The organism is Actinoplanes sp. NPDC049548, from assembly GCF_040676695.1.
Classification (GTDB): domain Bacteria; phylum Actinomycetota; class Actinomycetes; order Mycobacteriales; family Micromonosporaceae; genus Actinoplanes.
Genome location: NZ_JBFAPM010000003.1, coordinates 281,311 through 297,502 on the forward strand (window position 1 = coordinate 281,311; position 16,192 = coordinate 297,502).

General features: G+C 72.2%; 13 protein-coding genes. 9 read left to right on the forward strand and 4 right to left on the reverse strand.

The window, feature by feature from the left end; all coding sequences use genetic code 11:
• Nucleotides 1–197: 197 nt before the first annotated feature.
• Nucleotides 198–518, reverse strand: a complete 321-nt coding sequence (locus tag AB0J80_RS08495; protein ID WP_364701911.1) for a hypothetical protein — start codon at nt 516–518, stop codon at nt 198–200.
• Nucleotides 519–650: 132 nt separating this feature from the next.
• Here AB0J80_RS08495 and lpdA point away from each other — a divergent pair, with 132 nt between their 5' ends.
• The 6 genes from lpdA to AB0J80_RS08525 all read left to right on the forward strand — a co-directional run bounded on the left by lpdA (nt 651) and on the right by AB0J80_RS08525 (nt 7,871).
• Nucleotides 651–2,066 (forward strand): dihydrolipoyl dehydrogenase, encoded by a 1,416-nt coding sequence (gene lpdA, locus AB0J80_RS08500; protein ID WP_364701914.1) that lies wholly within the window; start codon nt 651–653, stop codon nt 2,064–2,066.
• A gap of 83 nt (nt 2,067–2,149) precedes the next feature.
• Entirely contained in the window at nt 2,150–4,084 is a 1,935-nt protein-coding gene (sucB, locus tag AB0J80_RS08505) for a 2-oxoglutarate dehydrogenase, E2 component, dihydrolipoamide succinyltransferase (protein ID WP_364701917.1), read from the forward strand.
• Nucleotides 4,085–4,164: 80 nt separating this feature from the next.
• Nucleotides 4,165–5,082: a TIGR01777 family oxidoreductase gene (locus AB0J80_RS08510; protein WP_364701920.1), complete on the forward strand. Its 918-nt coding sequence runs from the start codon at nt 4,165–4,167 to the stop codon at nt 5,080–5,082.
• A 97-nt stretch (nt 5,083–5,179) separates the two neighbouring features.
• The gene (locus tag AB0J80_RS08515) at nt 5,180–7,048 is read left to right on the forward strand and encodes a DUF2079 domain-containing protein (RefSeq protein ID WP_364701922.1); all 1,869 of its coding nucleotides are present in this window, start codon (nt 5,180–5,182) and stop codon (nt 7,046–7,048) included.
• Nucleotides 7,049–7,080: 32 nt separating this feature from the next.
• Entirely contained in the window at nt 7,081–7,710 is a 630-nt protein-coding gene (lipB, locus tag AB0J80_RS08520; RefSeq protein ID WP_364701924.1) for a lipoyl(octanoyl) transferase LipB, read from the forward strand.
• On the forward strand, nt 7,707–7,871 hold the full coding sequence (locus AB0J80_RS08525; RefSeq protein ID WP_364701927.1) for a peptide ABC transporter substrate-binding protein: 165 nt from the start codon (nt 7,707–7,709) through the stop codon (nt 7,869–7,871). The genes lipB and AB0J80_RS08525 overlap by 4 nt, the downstream gene beginning before the upstream one ends.
• A gap of 3 nt (nt 7,872–7,874) precedes the next feature.
• On the opposite strand, the gene aspS is transcribed toward AB0J80_RS08525, so the two are convergent.
• Nucleotides 7,875–9,131, reverse strand: a complete 1,257-nt coding sequence (gene aspS / locus AB0J80_RS08530) for an aspartate--tRNA(Asn) ligase (protein WP_364701929.1) — start codon at nt 9,129–9,131, stop codon at nt 7,875–7,877.
• Nucleotides 9,132–9,514: 383 nt separating this feature from the next.
• On the opposite strand from aspS, the gene lipA reads away from it, so the two are divergent.
• Nucleotides 9,515–10,411: a lipoyl synthase gene (lipA, locus tag AB0J80_RS08535; protein ID WP_364702621.1), complete on the forward strand. Its 897-nt coding sequence runs from the start codon at nt 9,515–9,517 to the stop codon at nt 10,409–10,411.
• Between the two features lie 23 nt (nt 10,412–10,434).
• Here the strand turns inward: lipA and AB0J80_RS08540 are convergent, their stop codons facing one another.
• Nucleotides 10,435–13,332, reverse strand: coding sequence for an AAA family ATPase (locus AB0J80_RS08540; protein ID WP_364701932.1), 2,898 nt, complete (start codon nt 13,330–13,332; stop codon nt 10,435–10,437).
• An 82-nt stretch (nt 13,333–13,414) separates the two neighbouring features.
• Nucleotides 13,415–13,600, reverse strand: coding sequence for a hypothetical protein (locus tag AB0J80_RS08545; RefSeq protein ID WP_364701934.1), 186 nt, complete (start codon nt 13,598–13,600; stop codon nt 13,415–13,417).
• 158 nt (nt 13,601–13,758) lie between these two features.
• Here AB0J80_RS08545 and AB0J80_RS08550 point away from each other — a divergent pair, with 158 nt between their 5' ends.
• Together AB0J80_RS08550 and AB0J80_RS08555 are read left to right on the forward strand one after the other, a co-directional pair.
• On the forward strand, nt 13,759–14,451 hold the full coding sequence (locus AB0J80_RS08550; protein ID WP_364701936.1) for a DUF4191 domain-containing protein: 693 nt from the start codon (nt 13,759–13,761) through the stop codon (nt 14,449–14,451).
• Nucleotides 14,452–14,493: 42 nt separating this feature from the next.
• The gene (locus tag AB0J80_RS08555) at nt 14,494–16,191 is read left to right on the forward strand and encodes a pentapeptide repeat-containing protein (protein ID WP_364701938.1); all 1,698 of its coding nucleotides are present in this window, start codon (nt 14,494–14,496) and stop codon (nt 16,189–16,191) included.
• The last annotated feature ends 1 nt before the right edge of the window (nt 16,192 follow it).

The window sequence follows — 16,192 nt, forward strand, 5'->3', positions numbered from 1 at the left end:
CAGCTTTTGATGACTACGGGCACAGCAGGCTCAGCTGGCACACGCCGCGCGCCTGCCAACCCGGCCTGATCACGCGGCCGCCGGGCGGAAGTGGATGGTCACCCCGCCCGCTTCCGCGGGGCGGAATGGGCCCCGCTCGTTGCTCAGGGCCGCCCGGTCGCGCCGCCTTTCCGCCGCCTGCCCTCGCCCGCGGTGGGTCAGGCGGGGCGGCGTTTCTGGCGGGCGTTGTAGTCGCGCATGCGCTGGGGGTAGCCCATCAGCCGGATGTCGTAGATGGGCATCGCGAGCTGGTGGGCGAAGCGGCGGGCCGCCTCCGGCGACTCGATGCGGCGCCGGGTCCACTCGCCGTCGTGGGCGATCAGGAGGATCGTCGTCTCCGTGACCGTGGTGCGGGGCTCGATGAAGGCTTCCACGCCGCGGCGCGACCGGACGAACTCGGCCAGATACTCGAGGTCGGCCCGGTCCGCGGCGCGCCCGCTGGTACGGGTCTGCTCCCTGCGTCGCCGGAACCAGGCCACGGAGGACTCCTTCGGGTAAGTTGCGGCAAGAGTACTTCGTACGCACGTGTCGTTGAGCACCTGGCTGCATCCATCGGTTCGTCAAGTGACAAGATGAGCTGGACAGCTGTGACCGTTTCCACCATGTGACCCATGTGGCAACGACGCGATCTGGGAGTAGACGTGAGCCAGCCTGGCGGAACCTTCGACATCGTGATCCTCGGCGCGGGCAGCGGCGGGTATGCGGCCGCCCTGCGTGCGGCCGAGCTCGACCTCTCGGTGGCGCTGATCGACAAGGCGGAGCTGGGCGGCACCTGCCTGCACCGCGGCTGTATCCCGACGAAGGCGTTGCTGCACGCCGCGGAGCTGGCCGACCAGACCCGCGAGAGCGAGCAGTTCGGCGTCAAGGCGGACCTCGTCGGCATCGACATGGCCGGCGTCAACGCGTACAAGGACGGCGTCGTCGCCCGCCTGTACAAGGGCCTGCAGGGCCTGCTCAAGAACGACAAGATCACGGTGGTGCAGGGCGCCGGCAAGCTCGTCGCCAAGGGCACCGTCGAGGTCGACGGCAAGCGCTACACCGGCCGCAACGTCATCCTGGCGACCGGCTCCTACTCGCGCTCGCTGCCCGGCCTGGAGGTCGACGGCAAGCGGGTGCTGACCAGTGAGCACGCGCTCAGGCTCGACCGGGTGCCGAGCTCGGCGATCGTGCTGGGCGGTGGCGTCATCGGCGTCGAGTTCGCCAGCGTGTGGAAGTCCTTCGGCGCGGACGTGACGATCCTGGAGGCGCTGCCCCGGCTCGTCGCCGCCGAGGACGAGGAGGTCTCGAAGGCCGTCGAGCGGGCGTTCCGCAAGCGGAAGATCAACTTCAAGGTCGGCAAGCCGTTCGAGAAGGTGGAGCACACCGAGAACGGCGTGCGCGCCACGATCGCCGGCGGCGAGACCGTCGAGGCCGAGATCCTGCTGGTGGCGGTCGGCCGCGGCCCGACGACCCAGGGCCTGGGCTACGAGGAGCAGGGCGTCACGCTGGACCGCGGCTTCGTGATCACCAACGAGCGGCTGCACACCGGCGTCGGCAACATCTACGCGGTCGGCGACATCGTCCCGGGCCTGCAGCTCGCGCACCGCGGCTTCCAGCAGGGCATCTTCGTCGCCGAGGAGATCGCGGGCCTGCGCCCGGCGGTCATCGACGAGGCCGGCATCCCGCGCGTCACCTACTCCGACCCCGAGGTCGCCTCGGTCGGCCTCACCGAGGCCAAGGCCAAGGAGCAGTACGGCGCCGACAAGGTCTCGACGTACAACTACAACCTCGGCGGCAACGGCAAGAGCCAGATCCTCAAGACCCAGGGCTTCGTGAAGCTGGTGCGGGTCGAGGACGGCCCGGTCGTCGGCGTGCACATGGTCGGCGCCCGGATGGGCGAGCTCGTCGGCGAGGCCCAGCTGATCTACAACTGGGAGGCCTTCCCGGCGGAGGTGGCGCAGCTCGTGCACGCCCACCCGACCCAGAACGAGGCGCTCGGCGAGGCCTTCCTGGCGCTCGCGGGCAAGCCCCTGCACGCACACGCCTGATCTGACCCCCATCCGACCACCCCACCACCACCCCTGACCGGACTAAAGGCCCGATCACACACGCGGTTAAGGAGTTCGAAGACATGCCGGTATCGGTCACCATGCCGCGGCTGGGTGAGAGCGTCACCGAGGGCACCGTCACGCGCTGGCTCAAGCAGGAGGGCGAGCGGGTCGAGGCCGACGAGCCGCTGCTCGAGGTCTCCACCGACAAGGTCGACACGGAGATCCCGTCGCCGGCCGCCGGCGTGCTCTCGCGCATCGTCGTCGGCGAGGACGAGACGGCCGACGTCGGCAGCGAGCTCGCGGTCATCGCGGGCGACGGCGAGGAGGCGGAGTCGTCCGCCCCCGCCGCGCAGCAGGAGGCGCCCGCCGAGCAGGCCCAGCAGGCACCGGCCGAGCAGCCGGCCGCGCCCGAGCAGCAGCCCGACCCCGAGCCGGCCGCCCTGAACACCCCCTCCACTGAGAAGCCGGTCGAGGAGGAGGCGCCCGCGCCGCAGACCGGCCAGGCCACGGGCGGCGAGGGCACCGCCGTGAAGATGCCGGCCCTGGGTGAGAGCGTCACCGAGGGTACGGTCACCCGCTGGCTCAAGCAGGTCGGCGAGAGCGTCGACGTCGACGAGCCGCTGCTCGAGGTCTCCACCGACAAGGTCGACACGGAGATCCCCTCGCCGGTCGCGGGCACCGTCCTGGAGATCAAGGTCCAGGAGGACGAGACCGCCGACGTCGGCGCCGACCTGGCGATCATCGGCACCCCGGGCAGCGCCCCGGCGTCGTCCCCGGCCCCGCAGCAGCAGGCCCCTCAGCAGCAGGCTCCCCAGCAGCAGGCACCTCAGCAGCAGGCGCCCAAGCAGGAGTCGGCTCCGGCACCCGCGCCCCAGCAGGCCACGGAGCCGGTGATCGAGTCGAAGCCCGCCCCGTCGATCGAGCCCGGCGGCTCGTACGCGGACCCCGCTCCCGAGGCCGAGACGGCGAAGGACCCGTCGGCCGCCGAGCGCGCCGCCGAGCCCGCCCCGGCGCAGGCCGCCGCGCCCGCCGCCGAGACGGTGAAGGGCAACGGCGCCGGTGACGCCGGCTACGTGACCCCTCTGGTCCGCAAGCTGGCCGCGGAGAAGGGCGTCGACCTGGGGTCGGTCACCGGCACCGGGGTCGGCGGCCGGATCCGCAAGCAGGACGTCATCGAGGCCGCCGACAAGGCCGCCGCGGCCAAGGCGGCCCCCGCCCCGGCCGCTCAGGAGGCACCGGCCGCGGCGCAGCAGGCCCAGCCCACGCCGAAGCCGGCCCCCAGCCCGCTGCGCGGCCGCACGGAGAAGCTCACCCGCATCCGCGCGACCATCGCCCGCCGCATGGTGGAGTCGCTGCAGATCTCGGCGCAGCTGACCACGGTCGTCGAGGTGGACGTCACGAAGATCGCCCAGCTGCGCAACCGCGCCAAGGCCGACTTCCAGGCCAAGAACGGCGTCAAGCTGTCCTTCCTGCCGTTCTTCGCCCTGGCCGCGGTCGAGGCGCTGCGCCAGCACCCGGTGGTCAACTCGTCGATCGACCAGGAGGCCGGCACCGTCACGTACCACGACGGCGAGCACCTGGGTATCGCGGTGGACACCCCGAAGGGCCTGGTCGTCCCGGTCCTGCGGGACGCCGGCGACCTGAACCTGGCCGGCCTGGCCAAGCGCATCGCCGACGTGGCGGAGCGGACCCGCAACAACAAGATCAGCCCGGACGAGCTGTCGGGCGGCACGTTCACGCTGACCAACACGGGCAGCCGCGGGGCGCTCTTCGACACCCCGATCATCAACCAGCCGCAGGTCGGCATCCTCGGCACCGGCGCGGTCGTCAAGCGCGCCGTGGTCGTCGACGACCCCAACCTCGGCGAGCTGATCGTGCCGCGCTCGATGGTCTACCTGGCGCTCAGCTACGACCACCGGATCGTCGACGGCGCCGACGCCGCCCGTTTCCTGGTCACCATGAAGGAGCGCCTGGAGGCCGGCCAGTTCGAGGGCGACCTCGGCCTGCACGGCTAGGCGGAACATCACAGAGAAGGGGCGCTCCGGCGCCCCTTCTTCTGTTTTGAGTGGGTTCACTGTCGGGAATGATGGACACCATGCGGATCGTCATGGCCGGCGCGTCAGGTTTCCTGGGCACCACCCTCGCGGAACGGCTGCGCAGCGGCGGGCACGACGTCACGCGCCTCGTCCGGCGCCCGGCCGAGGCCCCGGACGAGATCACCTGGCAGCCGTCGGCCGGCCAGCTCGACCCGGCCGTCCTGGTCACCGCCGGCGCCGTGATCAACCTGGCCGGCGCCGGCGTGGGCGACAAACGCTGGACGGCCCACTACAAGAGCCTCATCCGCAGCAGCCGCGTGGACAGCACCGGCACGATCGCCCGGGCCATCCGGCAGCTGCCGCCCGAGGACCGCCCCAAGGTCCTGCTCCAGTCGTCCGCGGTCGGCTGGTACGGCGACACCGGCGACCGCGAGGTCACCGAAGAGGCGCCGGCAGGCACGGGCTTCCTCGCCGACGTGTGCCGCGTCTGGGAGGCGGCAGCCCGCCCGGCCGAGGACGCCGGCACCCGCGTGGTCCTGCTCCGCACCGGCCTCCCGCTGGACGCGAGAGGCGGCCTCCTCAAACCGCAGATGCCGCTGTTCCGCCTCGGCGCCGGCGCCAAGCTGGGCGGCGGCAAGCAGTGGGTGCCCTGGATCTCCCTCACCGACTGGCTGGCCGCCACCGAGTTCCTGCTGAACCGCGAGGACCTCGCCGGCCCGGTCAACCTCGTCGGCCCGCGCCCGGTCACCAACGCCACCTTCACCCGCACCCTCGGCAAGGTCCTGAACCGCCCGGCCCTGCTGCAGGTGCCCGGTATCGCGCTGCAGGTCGCGCTCGGCGAGTTCGCCCACGAGGCCCTGCGCAGCCAGCGGGTGCTGCCGGGTGTCCTGGAACGGGCAGGCTTCCCCTTCACCCACCCGGACCTCGAACCGGCCCTGCGCGCGGCGATCGCCGACCCGTCCCCCGCCGCCGCCTGACAAAGGCCCGGCGGCGAGAAGCACGGCAGCCCGACCGCAAGACCCCGCGGGCGGGAGGGGACGCGGCTGGGCCGTGGTCCTTGCTAGTCTGCCGCTGGTGTCCGTCGTCGCCGCTGCCCCGTCCGAGTCCGCCGAGCCGCCGGCCACGTCACCGGCCCGCCGCGGCTCCGGCGCCTGGCGCACGCATCTGGCCGTCGCCGTCGTCGCGCTCTCCCTCGCGACGTATGTGACCAGCGGACTCTGGTTCGACCCGGCCGGCCGTGGCCTCACCGAGAACCTGGGCGACCAGGCCTTCTTCGAGTGGCTGCTCGGCTACGGCGTCTACACGCTCGGGCACGGCGCCGACCCGTTCTACACGTGGATGCTCAACGCGCCGCTCGGCGTCAACCTCGCCGCCAACACCTCCATCACGGTGTACACGACCCTGTTCTCCCCGCTCACGTTCCTGGCCGGGCCGCAGGTCAGTTTCGTGACCATCCTGACGTTGAACCTCGCCGGGTCCGCCTTCGCCTGGTATCTGTTCCTGCGCCGCTTCCTGGTCCGGCAGACGGTGGCGGCCGCGCTCGGCGGGCTCTTCTGCGGGTTCGCGCCGGGGTTCATCTCGCACGCCAACGGCCATCTGAACTGGACGGCCGGCTGGGTGGCGCCGGTCGTGCTGTGGTGGGTTCTGCGGTTGCGGGAGCCGGGCCGCTGGCTGCTGCACGGGGTGATCCTCGGCGTGCTGGTCGCCGTGGGTTTCTCGATCGCGGCCGAGGGTCTGTTCTTCACCGCGCTGGCCAGCGGCGTGTTCGTGCTCGTCTGGTCGCTGGCGCCGGCCACGCGGGCCGAGGCTCGGGCCGCCGCGCCGCGGGTGCTGGCCGCCCTCGGCGTGACGGCGGTGCAGGCAGGGCTGCTGCTGGCGTACCCGCTCTACATGCACTTCGCCGGGCCGAGGACGTTCACCGGCACGGGCTTCAACCAGTACCACTACGCCGAGGACGTGGCGGCGTACCTCGAGTACCCGAACCGGTCCGTGGCGGGGTGGCTGGGGCTGGGCAGCAAGCTGGCTCCCAACCCGACCGAGGAGACGTCGTTCTTCGGCGTACCGTTGCTGGTCCTGGTCGTGGTGGCCGTGGCGACGCTGTGGCGGCGCGCGGCACCCGGCCGGCGCGCGACCCTGGCCGCGATCTGCTCGGTGGGCGTGGTCTTCCTGGTGCTCTCGTGGGGGCCGCATCTCCGGTTCTTCAAGGAAGAGACCCAGATCAAGCTCCCGTACGAGGCGCTGCGGCATCTTCCGCTGTTCGACTCCGCGCTGCCGGCCCGGTTCGCCCTGGTGGTCGCCGCCGTGCTCGGCATCCTGCTGGCCCTGCTCACCGACCGGCTGCTGAGCGAGCCGCTGCGTACGGTGCGTGCTCGGGCCGCGTGGGTGGTGGCCTTCGCCGTGGCGCTCGTCCCGTTGGTGCCGATGCCGGTGCGAACCTCGCCGCGCGCGCCGGAGCCCGCGTTCATCGCCGACGGGATCTGGCGTGACTACGTCAGCGACAACGGGGTGCTGACGGCCCTGCCGTTCGCCACCACCGACACCGCGGACGGCCAGCGGTGGCAGGCGTACACGATGGCCCGGGCCGGCAAGCAGTTCCGCATCCCCGACGGCTACTTCCTGGGGCCGGGCGGGCCGAACGGCACCGGGCGCATCGGGGCGGAGGCGCGCAGCACCGACTGGCTGTTCTTCAAGGCCGCCTACTACGGGACGGTGCTGCCGCTCGACGACTTCGACCGGCGCCAGGCCCGGGCGGACTTCGCCTACTGGAAGGTGGAGGCGGTCTTCCTGCCGGACCAGATCACCGGCTCGCACTCCGGCCTGTTCCGGTCCGCCGTGGAGACCACCGCCACCGACCTGCTCGGCCCGCCGGAACGCGTCGGCGGCGTGCTGGTGTGGCGCATCCGGCCCGGCGTGGACCCGGTCTCGCGCGCCAACGGCGATTAGGGCGTGCCGGGTGACGGACTAAGCTCGCAAGCGTGACGACTTCCACGCTGCAGATCCTGCGCCCGGGCCTGGTCGACTACCGCGAGGCCTGGGAGGAGCAGCGCCGCCTGCACGAGGCGGTCGTGGCGGGTGAGCGGCCCGACACGATCCTGCTGCTCGAACACCCCAGCGTCTTCACCGCGGGCAAGCGCACGGAGCCGATGGACCGCCCGCTGGACGGCACCCCGGTCGTCGACGTGGACCGCGGCGGCAAGATCACCTGGCACGGCCCGGGCCAGCTCGTCGGCTACCCCATCGTCAAGCTCGCCGAGCCGGTCGACGTGGTGGCGTACGTCCGCCGCATCGAGCAGATGCTCATCGACGTGTGCGCGGAGTTCGGCGTGGCCGCGGAGCGCGTCGACGGCCGCAGCGGCGCGTGGGTCCGGGCGGACGACCGCGGCCCCGACCGTAAGGTCGCGGCGATCGGCATCCGGGTCGCCCGCGGCGTGACCCAGCACGGCTTCGCCCTCAACTGCGACTGCGACCTGTCGAACTACGACCGCTTCGTCCCGTGCGGCATCCGGGACGCCGGAGTGACCTCGTTGACCGCCGAGCTGGGCCGCCCGGTGCCGGTCGCGGAGGTCATGCCGGTGGTCGAGCGACACCTGCCGACGCTGCTGTGAAGCTCTACAACAACCCCCGCGACAAGCGCGTCTTCGTCCCGAACAAGGCGGGCGGCGTCTCCCTGAACTTCGGCCACCCGATCGCCTGGTGGATCCTCGTCCTGATGACGATCGTCCCGCTGCTCATCGTGGCCGGCGTGACGATCGCGGTCGTCGTCTGACCGCTACGGCGTGACCCGGTGCAGGTCGCGCGGGAAGGCCGTCACCTCCCTGACGTTCGCCGCGCCCGTCAGCCGGGCGACGAACCGCTCCAGCCCGATCGCGAACCCGCCGTGCGGTGGCATCCCGTACCGGAACGCGTCCAGGTAGCCGGCGATCTTCTCCGGTTCCGGCGCCACCGCCACGTAGTCCTCGTACCGGTGCAGCCGCTGCCCGCCCGTGACCAGCTCCAGCCCTCGGAAGAGCAGGTCGAAGCTGTTGCTCCAGCGCGGGTCCGACGGCTGCGGATGGGTGTAGAACGGCCTTTTCGCCATCGGGTAGCCGGTGACGAAGACGAACTCGGACCCGTGCTCGCGCAGCGCCCACTCCCCCAGTGCCCGCTCGTGGGCGGGGGCCAGGTCGGGCTCCTCCGGCGGCGCGCCCGCGATCCGCAGCGCCTCGCTGAAGTGCACGGCGGGGATCTCCGCAGGCACCCGCGGAACCGCAACGCCGGTCCGCTCCGCCACCGCCTCGGTCATACCCGCCACCACCGTCCTCAGCGTCGCCATCACGTCGCGGTGGTCGGCTATGAAACCCATCTCGGCGTCGAGCGACGTGTACTGCGCGAGATGCCGGGCGGTGTCGTGCGGCTCGGCGCGGAAGACCGGCCCGACCTCGTAGACGCGTTCGAAGACCCCCACCATCAGCTGCTTGTAGAACTGCGGCGACTGCGCCAGGTAGGCGGGCCGGCCGAAGTAGTCGAGCTCGAACACGTTCGCCCCGGACTCGGTCGCCGTACCGACGATCTTGGGGGTGTGGATCTCGATGAACCGCTGCCGTTCCAGCACGGCCCGGAAACCGGCGGTCGCGGCGGCCGCGACCCGCAGAGCCGTCGCCCGCGACGGATGCCGGAGGGCCAGAGCGGCATGGTCCAGCTGCGTCGCCATGGTCGCGCTCAGCGTCGGCCGATGCACCTCGAAGGGCAACGGTACGGCCACAGCACCGCTCAATGCGCGTACCGAAGGCTCGGTGAGCTCGACCCCCGACGGCGCCGCGGCGTTCGCGGTGACCGTGGCCGTCACCTCGACGACGGTCTCCTCCGGCAGCGCCTCGACCCGGGCCCGGACGCCGGGCTCGGTGACGACCACCTGGCTGAGCCCGGCGGCGTCGCGCACGATCAGGAAGGCGACGGACTTGAGCAGCCGGCGGCGATGCACCCAGCCGGCGACGGTGACGGTCTGCTTCACGTGGGCGGCCAGTTCGGTGGAGAGGATGCGTTGCATGGCGGGTGACCTCCTCTGGTGACTGCAACGCGGCCCCAGGGAGGTGTGGGCGAGCGGGATCCTCGCGGTGCCACCACACCTTCACGCCCGTCAGCGGGCGCCTCTTGTGTTGCGCGGCTCGGGAGTGTCTTCGCGCCCCGGCACCGGGCCACCCTCACAGCTCCCGGTGGCTCTCTCGGCCGGCGTGATCGGAGCGTTACTCGGTTCCGTCAATGCCGTGACCTGGACGTTAACAGGGGGAAGAAAGTGGTCGCACGAGGTTTTCCGGGCGGACGTGAGGGCCCTCACAAATCCCCGCACGTGAGCCTCGTCGCCCCTGCCCCGGTTGATCTTGCCTTCGGCGTAACCTCAGGGTTGTGACTATTGCTCCCGAGGGCCGCCGCATGCTGCGCATCGAGGCGCGCAACGCCGAAACTCCCATCGAGCGGAAGCCGCCGTGGATCAAAGTCAAAGCCAAGATGGGCCCGGAATACACGCACATGCGTGGCCTGGTCCAGAAGGAAGGCCTGCACACCGTCTGCCAGGAAGCCGGCTGCCCCAACATCTACGAGTGCTGGGAGGACCGCGAGGCGACGTTCCTCATCGGCGGTGACCAGTGCACCCGCCGCTGCGACTTCTGCCAGATCGACACCGGCAAGCCGGCCGAGTTCGACGCCGACGAGCCCCGCCGCGTCGGCGAGTCCGTGGCCACCATGGGCCTGAAGTACGCAACGGTCACCGGCGTCGCCCGCGACGACCTCCCCGACGGCGGCGCCTGGCTCTACGCCGAGACGGTCCGCCAGATCCACAAGCTGCTGCCGGGCTGCGGCGTCGAGCTCCTGATCCCCGACTTCAACGCCGACCCCCAGCAGCTCGCCGAGGTCTTCGGTGCGGCCCCCGAGGTCCTGGCCCACAACGTCGAGACGGTCCCGCGCATCTTCAAGCGCATCCGCCCGGCCTTCCGCTACGAGCGCTCCCTCGACGTCATCACCCAGGCCCGGGCCGCAGGCCTGGTCACCAAGTCCAACCTCATCCTGGGCATGGGCGAGGAACGCGCCGAGGTCTCCCAGGCCCTCCGAGACCTGCACGCGGCGGGCTGCGAGCTGATCACCATCACGCAGTACCTCCGCCCCACACCGCGGCACCACCCGGTGGAGCGGTGGGTCAAGCCGGAGGAGTTCGTGGAGCTGCGCGAGGAGGCCGAGGAGATCGGTTTCGCCGGGGTGATGTCGGGCCCGTTGGTGCGGTCGTCGTATCGCGCGGGCCGGCTCTACCAGCAGGCTCTCGCGGCCCGGAGCTGATCTGCGCCGCCGTCCCGAGCGGTTCAGTCCAGGAGTCCGAGCCGGTGGGCCACCGCCGCCGCCTCGCCGCGGCTGGTCACCGCGAGCTTGGCGATGATGCGGGACACGTGCACGCTCGCGGTCTTCGGTGAGATGTAGAGGCGTTGCGCGATCCGGCTGTTGCTCTGGCCCTCGGCCACCAGGCGCAGCACCTCACGCTCCCGGTCGGTCAGCAGTTCCGTACCGGTGGGTGCCGGGTGGGTCGCCGAGCGCAAGCCGATCCGGCGGGCGAGGGTGTCCGCCTCCTGGGCCAGCGGTGCGGCTCCCAGTGCCCGCGCGATCGCCGCCGCCTCCTCGGTCGCCTCGCCCGCGGCCGTCCGGTCGCCCGCCGCCGCCTCCGCGGCCGCGCTTGCCAGCAGGGTCAGCGCCAGCGGGTACCGCTGTCCGTCCGTGCGCCATGCCGCCACTGCCGAGCGCCAGGCCTCCGCGCCGCCGTTCAGCAGGGCGTGGACCCTCGCCGCGTACGCCTGGTCGGACGGGTACCGCCTCGGCATGGCGGCGGCGAGCCGAGCGACCTCGTCACGGAGGTCCGGCGCGTCGACGGCGGCGGCCGTGGCGAGCAGCGGCCAGCCGTACCGGGGTCGGGTGGTGATGGAGGGCTCGGCAACCGCGAGGCGCGCCGCGGTGATCGCCGCGGCGTCGTCGCCCGCGTGCTGGGCGCCGAGGATGCGCAGCTCCAGCAGGGAGAGCCTGTTGTCCTTGTTCAGGTACGGCTTGCCGAGGAACGCCACCGCGCGCTGCACCAGCTGCTGCGCCGCCTCGTGGCCTCGCGCGAGCCGTAGCCGGGACCTCAGCACCAGCCAGGGCAGCGCGAGCGTTCCCGGCGGGTCGTGGCGTGCGGCCTCCTCGAAGCGGGCGTCCGCCTCGTCCCAGCGGCCCAGTGCCAGAAGCGCCTCGGCGTGGTTGGCGAGCAGGAACACGCCGGTCGTGCGGCTGACTCCGACGCGGTCCGCGTACGGGACGCCCTCGGCCGCGGCCGCCGCCGAGTCCTCGTAGCGGCCCGTCTCGAAGAGCGAGTCGGAGATGTTGACCAGGGCGCGGGCCAGGTTGGGGAGGTCGCCGGTGGCACGGGCGCGGACTGCGGCGTCCTGCATGACCGGCAGGGCCTCCTCGGCGGCGAGCCATCCGCCGCAGGCCCGGCCGTAGGCGATCGTCGCCGCGACCTCGGTCGTCACGTCGCCCAGCTCGGCGGCCGCCGTCATCGCCTCGGCCGCCACCCGGCCCGCCTCGTCGTCGTCCGCGCCGCTCAGCCTGTACGAGACGTCGGCCATCAGCAGGACCCGTTCGCGCGACGGCGGCACCCGCTCCAGCAGCCGGTACGCCTCCCGCGACTCGGCGGCGCCGTCGCTCTTGCCGGCGTTGTAGAGCAGCTTCGCGCGGCACACGAGCAGGCGGGCGGCGCGCAGCGGCTCCGCGGCGTGGTCGAGGTCGGCCAGGGCGGCCCGGGTCAGTTTGAGGGCGCGCTGGTGGTCGCCGGCGTCGATCGCCGCGAGGGCGTTCTCCTCCAGCAGGTCGACGTGGCCCTCGCCGAGGCGCTCCGCCGCGTCGTCGACGAGCTCCCAGAGCTCCAGGACCCGTTCGAGGAGGCGGGACTGCTCGGCGTACGCGTACCGCCGGGCGGCCGCCTCGGCTGCTCGCCGGGCCGCGGTGAGGGCTCGCGGATAGTCGTGTGCCGCGTGCCAATGGTGGGCGATCTCGGCCGGCGCCCGCCCCATCGCCACGAGGTGGGGCTGCGCCTCGACCGCTTCGGCGTAGCGGGCGTGCAGGCGGGCGTGCTCCCCCGGCAGCAGGTCGTCGTGGACGGCCTCACGCACGAGCGCGTGGCGGAACTCGTACCCGCCGTCCGCGTCCACGACGATGAGCTGGGCGGCGACCACGACGCGCAGCGCCGACTCGAGGTCGCCCTCGTCCATGCCGGCGACCGCGCTGAGCAGCTCGTGGCCGAACTTCGTGCCGCCGACGGCCGCCACCCGCAGGACCCGCTGGGCCTGCTCGGGCAGCTGGTCGACCCGGGTCAGCAGCAGGTCGCGGAGGCTGTGCGGGATGTCGCAGCACTCGGGGTCACCGGAGGCCGCAAACTGCTCGATGAAGAACGGGTTGCCCTGCGCGCGTTCGTGCACGGTGTCCACGAGCGCCGGCTCGGGTTCCGCGCCGAGCAGGTGGGTGAGCATCTGGGCGGTGCCGTCGCGTTCCAGGCGGTCCAGCTCGACGCGCTGCACTCCGCGTACCCGGTCCAGCTCGGCCAGGAACGGCCGCAACGGGTGGCCACGGTGCAGTTCGTCGGTCCGGTAGGTGGCCACGAGCAGCACATGTGGCAGCCGGGCGGACCGGACCAGGAAGCCGATGAGGTCGCGGGTGGACCGGTCGGCCCAGTGCAGGTCCTCCAGGACGAGCACCAGCGGCCGCTCCGCCGACACCCGGCCGAACAGGGCCGCGACCAGCTCGAACAGGTATCCGCGCCGGGTCTCCAGCACGGCTTCGCCGGCCGGGCCCAGCTCCGGCAGCACCCGGGCGAAGTCCTGCTCGCGGCCGTCGAGCACGGCCACGCCGTCGACGCGTACGAGCTCGCGCAGCGCCGCGGCGAAGGGCGCGAACGGCAGCCCCTCCTCGCCCAGCTCCAGGCACTGCCCGGTCAGCACGCGGGCGCCGTCCGCGACGGCGACCCGGCCGAACTCCTCCACGAGCCGGGTCTTGCCGACGCCGGCCTCCCCGCCGACGAGCACCGCGGAGGGCTCGGCGCCGCGGATGCGTTTGAGCGCGTCACGCAGGGCGGCGAGGTCGGCCTCCCGGCCGACCAGGACGTCACTGGTGGCGTACGCGGTCACGCTGTCGAGCATGCCATGCCAGTCCACCGCGGCACCGGCCCCGAAAGTCGCCGTCACCTCCGTACCTCCCGCTGCTCGCTGAGCCGGCGACGGCCCCCGTTCCTTACCCTCGCCGGCTCATGTCCGCTGCTGTGGTGGGTCACGATGCTGCCGGGGCCCGTACCGGCCGTGGGCGCCGGGTGAAGCGCGGCCACCAGGCGTGCCGGTGCCGGCCGCGGGTGGAGGCCTCGCGGGCGAGCCGGTACGCCGCGGCCGCCTGCTGTTCCTCCCGGGCGCGCTGGTGGTAGAGCTCGAGCTGCATCCCGGGGTCGTTGAACAAGGACATCGGTGTCTCCTCGCCGGTCGTCTCTGCGATGTCCTCGACTCTTCGCGCGAAGGCCCCGGCGCCGCATGGGGAAGCTGCCCGATCTCTGCCCGGGCGGGGTGCCTTACCCGAGGGTCCTGGGCACGTAAGGCACCACGCCGACCCTTACACTTTCGGGTATGGCAAAACCCCAGGAGAAGGTGTCGTTCGTCGAGCGCCTGAAGCAGATCGGCCAGGTGTTCGCGTTCACGGCACGGCAGGACAAGTGGTTCGTCCCGCTGATCGTCGCGGCGGTGCTGATCCCGCTCGCGCTGACCGTGCTCCTCGTTCTTCTGGGCTTCGGCTGGGTGTGGATTCCCGTCGGCGTCATGGTGGCCCTGCTGGCCACGCTGATCGTGCTGAACCTGCGCTCGAACGCCGCCATGATGAACGCCGCGGAGGGCCAGCCCGGCGCGGCCGCCTCGATCATGGAGAACATGCGCGGCGACTGGCGGGTGCGCCCGGCGGCCAGCTCCACCACCCAGTTCGACATGGTCCACGTCGTCATCGGCCGGCCCGGCGTCATCCTTCTCGGCGAGGGCCAGGCCCAGCGCGTCCGCAACCTGATGGGCCAGGAGAAGCGCCGCCTGTCGAAGGTCATCGGCAACGCCCCGATGTACGACTACGTGATCGGCTCCCAGGAGGGCGAGCTCTCCATCCGCAAGCTGCGCACCACGATGATGAAGCTGCCCCGCAATCTCACGGGCAAGGACGTCAACGCGCTGGACAAGCGGCTGGCGGCGCTGATGGCCCGCCCGCAGATGCCGAAGGGCGCCATCCCGAAGAACATGCGGCCGTCCAAGGGAGCCTTCCGCCAGCAGCGCCCCCGCTGAGGTTGATTCGCCCTATTTGAGGGCGTTTGCCACCATGGCGGCATGCGTACCCTCCGCTGGCCGTGGTTCCTGTCCGACCGGGGCGTGCTGGCCCTGGCCTGCACAGTCTTCGGCATCGGCATCCTCGCGCTCGTGGCGATGCTGCTCATCGCGGCCGACGTGACCGGCGACGAGCGGGCCAAACTGCAGATCGAGGCCATCAAGTACGGGCTCGGTTTCTTCGCCGCCAGCGGGGCGGCGGCCGCGCTCCTGCTGGCGGTACGCCGTCAGCGGCTGTCCGAGCACACCCACGAGCTCGAGCTCCTCAAGCACGCGCACACCGAGGCCGACGCCACCGAACGCCGGGTCACCGACCTGTACACCAAGGCGGCGGAGCAGCTGGGTTCGGCCGACGCCGCCGTCCGCCTCGCCGGCCTGTACGCGCTGGAACGCGTGGCGCAGAACAACGCGGGGCAGCGGCAGACGATCGTCAACGTGCTCTGTGCGTACCTTCGCATGCCTTATACGCCGCCGATGCCGCCGGCGCGGGCGGCAGACGCTTCGCCACCCGGGCTGCCGTTGCCCGGACCGGGTCTCGTCACGGCCGACGCCCGGCTCGCCCGGCAGGAGCTGCAGGTGCGGATGACGGCACAGCGCATCCTCAGCACCCACCTCCGGCTGCCCGCCGACGTCGAACCGCACCAGGCGGCCCTGCTGAGGCCCGACCCGCATCAGCCCTTCTGGCCCGGGATGGACGTGGACCTCACCGGCGCCGCCCTGGTGAACTGGGACGGCGACCAAGGGCACGTCCGCAGAGCCGGCTTCGGGTCGGTGACCTTCCACGGCACCGCGTCGTTCGCGGCGGCGACCTTCACCGGCGCCGCCGACTTCGCCGGCGCCCGGTTCAGCGGCGACGCCCGGTTCCCGGAGGCGGTCTTCACGGACCAGGCCACGTTCGGCCACGTCTCGGTGGCGGGCTTCGCCGACTTCAACCAGGCGGCGTTCGCCGACGACGTGTCGTTCCGGGACGCCACCTTCCACGGCGTCGCCGACTTCACCGATGCCACGTTCAGCCAGGGCGCATGGTTCCGCACCGCGGCGTTCCACGTCAACGTCGAGTTCCGGGCCGCGTCGTTCCACCTCGAGGCGGACTTCCGCGGGGCGACGTTCCGCGACAACGCCGGCTTCCGGGAGGTCGTGTTCGCCGCGAAGGCGGACTTCGACCGCGCGCGCTTCTCCGGGATCGGCTGGTTCAGCGGCGCCCAGTTCGGCGGCACCGCCTGGTTCCGCAAGACGCGGTTCAGCGACGTGGTCTCCTTCGACAGGGCCTGCTTCGGCGCGGACGCCCGCTTCCGCCGAGCCGACTTCGCGGGCGATGCGACGTTCCGCGCGGTCACCTTCGACGGCACCGCCGAGTTCAGCGGCGTCTCCTTCTCGGCGGAGGCCACCTTCGACGGTGCGGCCTTCGCCGCGGGTGCATGGTTCGGCGAGGGCAACTTCGGCGGCGGCATCAGCTTCCGTACGGCCACCTTCGCCGACGTGGCCTGGTTCAACGACGCGATCTTCTCGGGTGACGCCGGCTTCGACCAGGCGACCTTCGCGTCGGACAGCTCCCTGGAGCACGCCCGCGTCCTGGCCCGCGACGGCCGCCATGACACCTGGCCGCCGGGCTGGGTGTACATGCCGGCCGCCGACTTCGGCCGCCTGCTGAGTGTGCCCGCGGCAGCCCGGTCCGCCGGCCGCCCGGAGCGGCAGGGCTGAC

Bases quoted from the DNA above. Each gene is read 5' to 3' on its own strand.
- lpdA (WP_364701914.1), top strand. From the start codon at position 651: ATGTGGCAACGACGCGATCTGGGAGTAGACGTGAGCCAGCCTGGCGGA.
- sucB (WP_364701917.1), top strand. From the start codon at position 2,150: ATGCCGGTATCGGTCACCATGCCGCGGCTGGGTGAGAGCGTCACCGAG.
- AB0J80_RS08510 (WP_364701920.1), top strand. From the start codon at position 4,165: ATGCGGATCGTCATGGCCGGCGCGTCAGGTTTCCTGGGCACCACCCTC.
- aspS (WP_364701929.1), bottom strand. From the start codon at position 9,131: ATGCAACGCATCCTCTCCACCGAACTGGCCGCCCACGTGAAGCAGACC.
- lipA (WP_364702621.1), top strand. From the start codon at position 9,515: ATGCTGCGCATCGAGGCGCGCAACGCCGAAACTCCCATCGAGCGGAAG.
- AB0J80_RS08545 (WP_364701934.1), bottom strand. From the start codon at position 13,600: ATGTCCTTGTTCAACGACCCCGGGATGCAGCTCGAGCTCTACCACCAG.
- AB0J80_RS08550 (WP_364701936.1), top strand. From the start codon at position 13,759: ATGGCAAAACCCCAGGAGAAGGTGTCGTTCGTCGAGCGCCTGAAGCAG.
- AB0J80_RS08555 (WP_364701938.1), top strand. From the start codon at position 14,494: ATGCGTACCCTCCGCTGGCCGTGGTTCCTGTCCGACCGGGGCGTGCTG.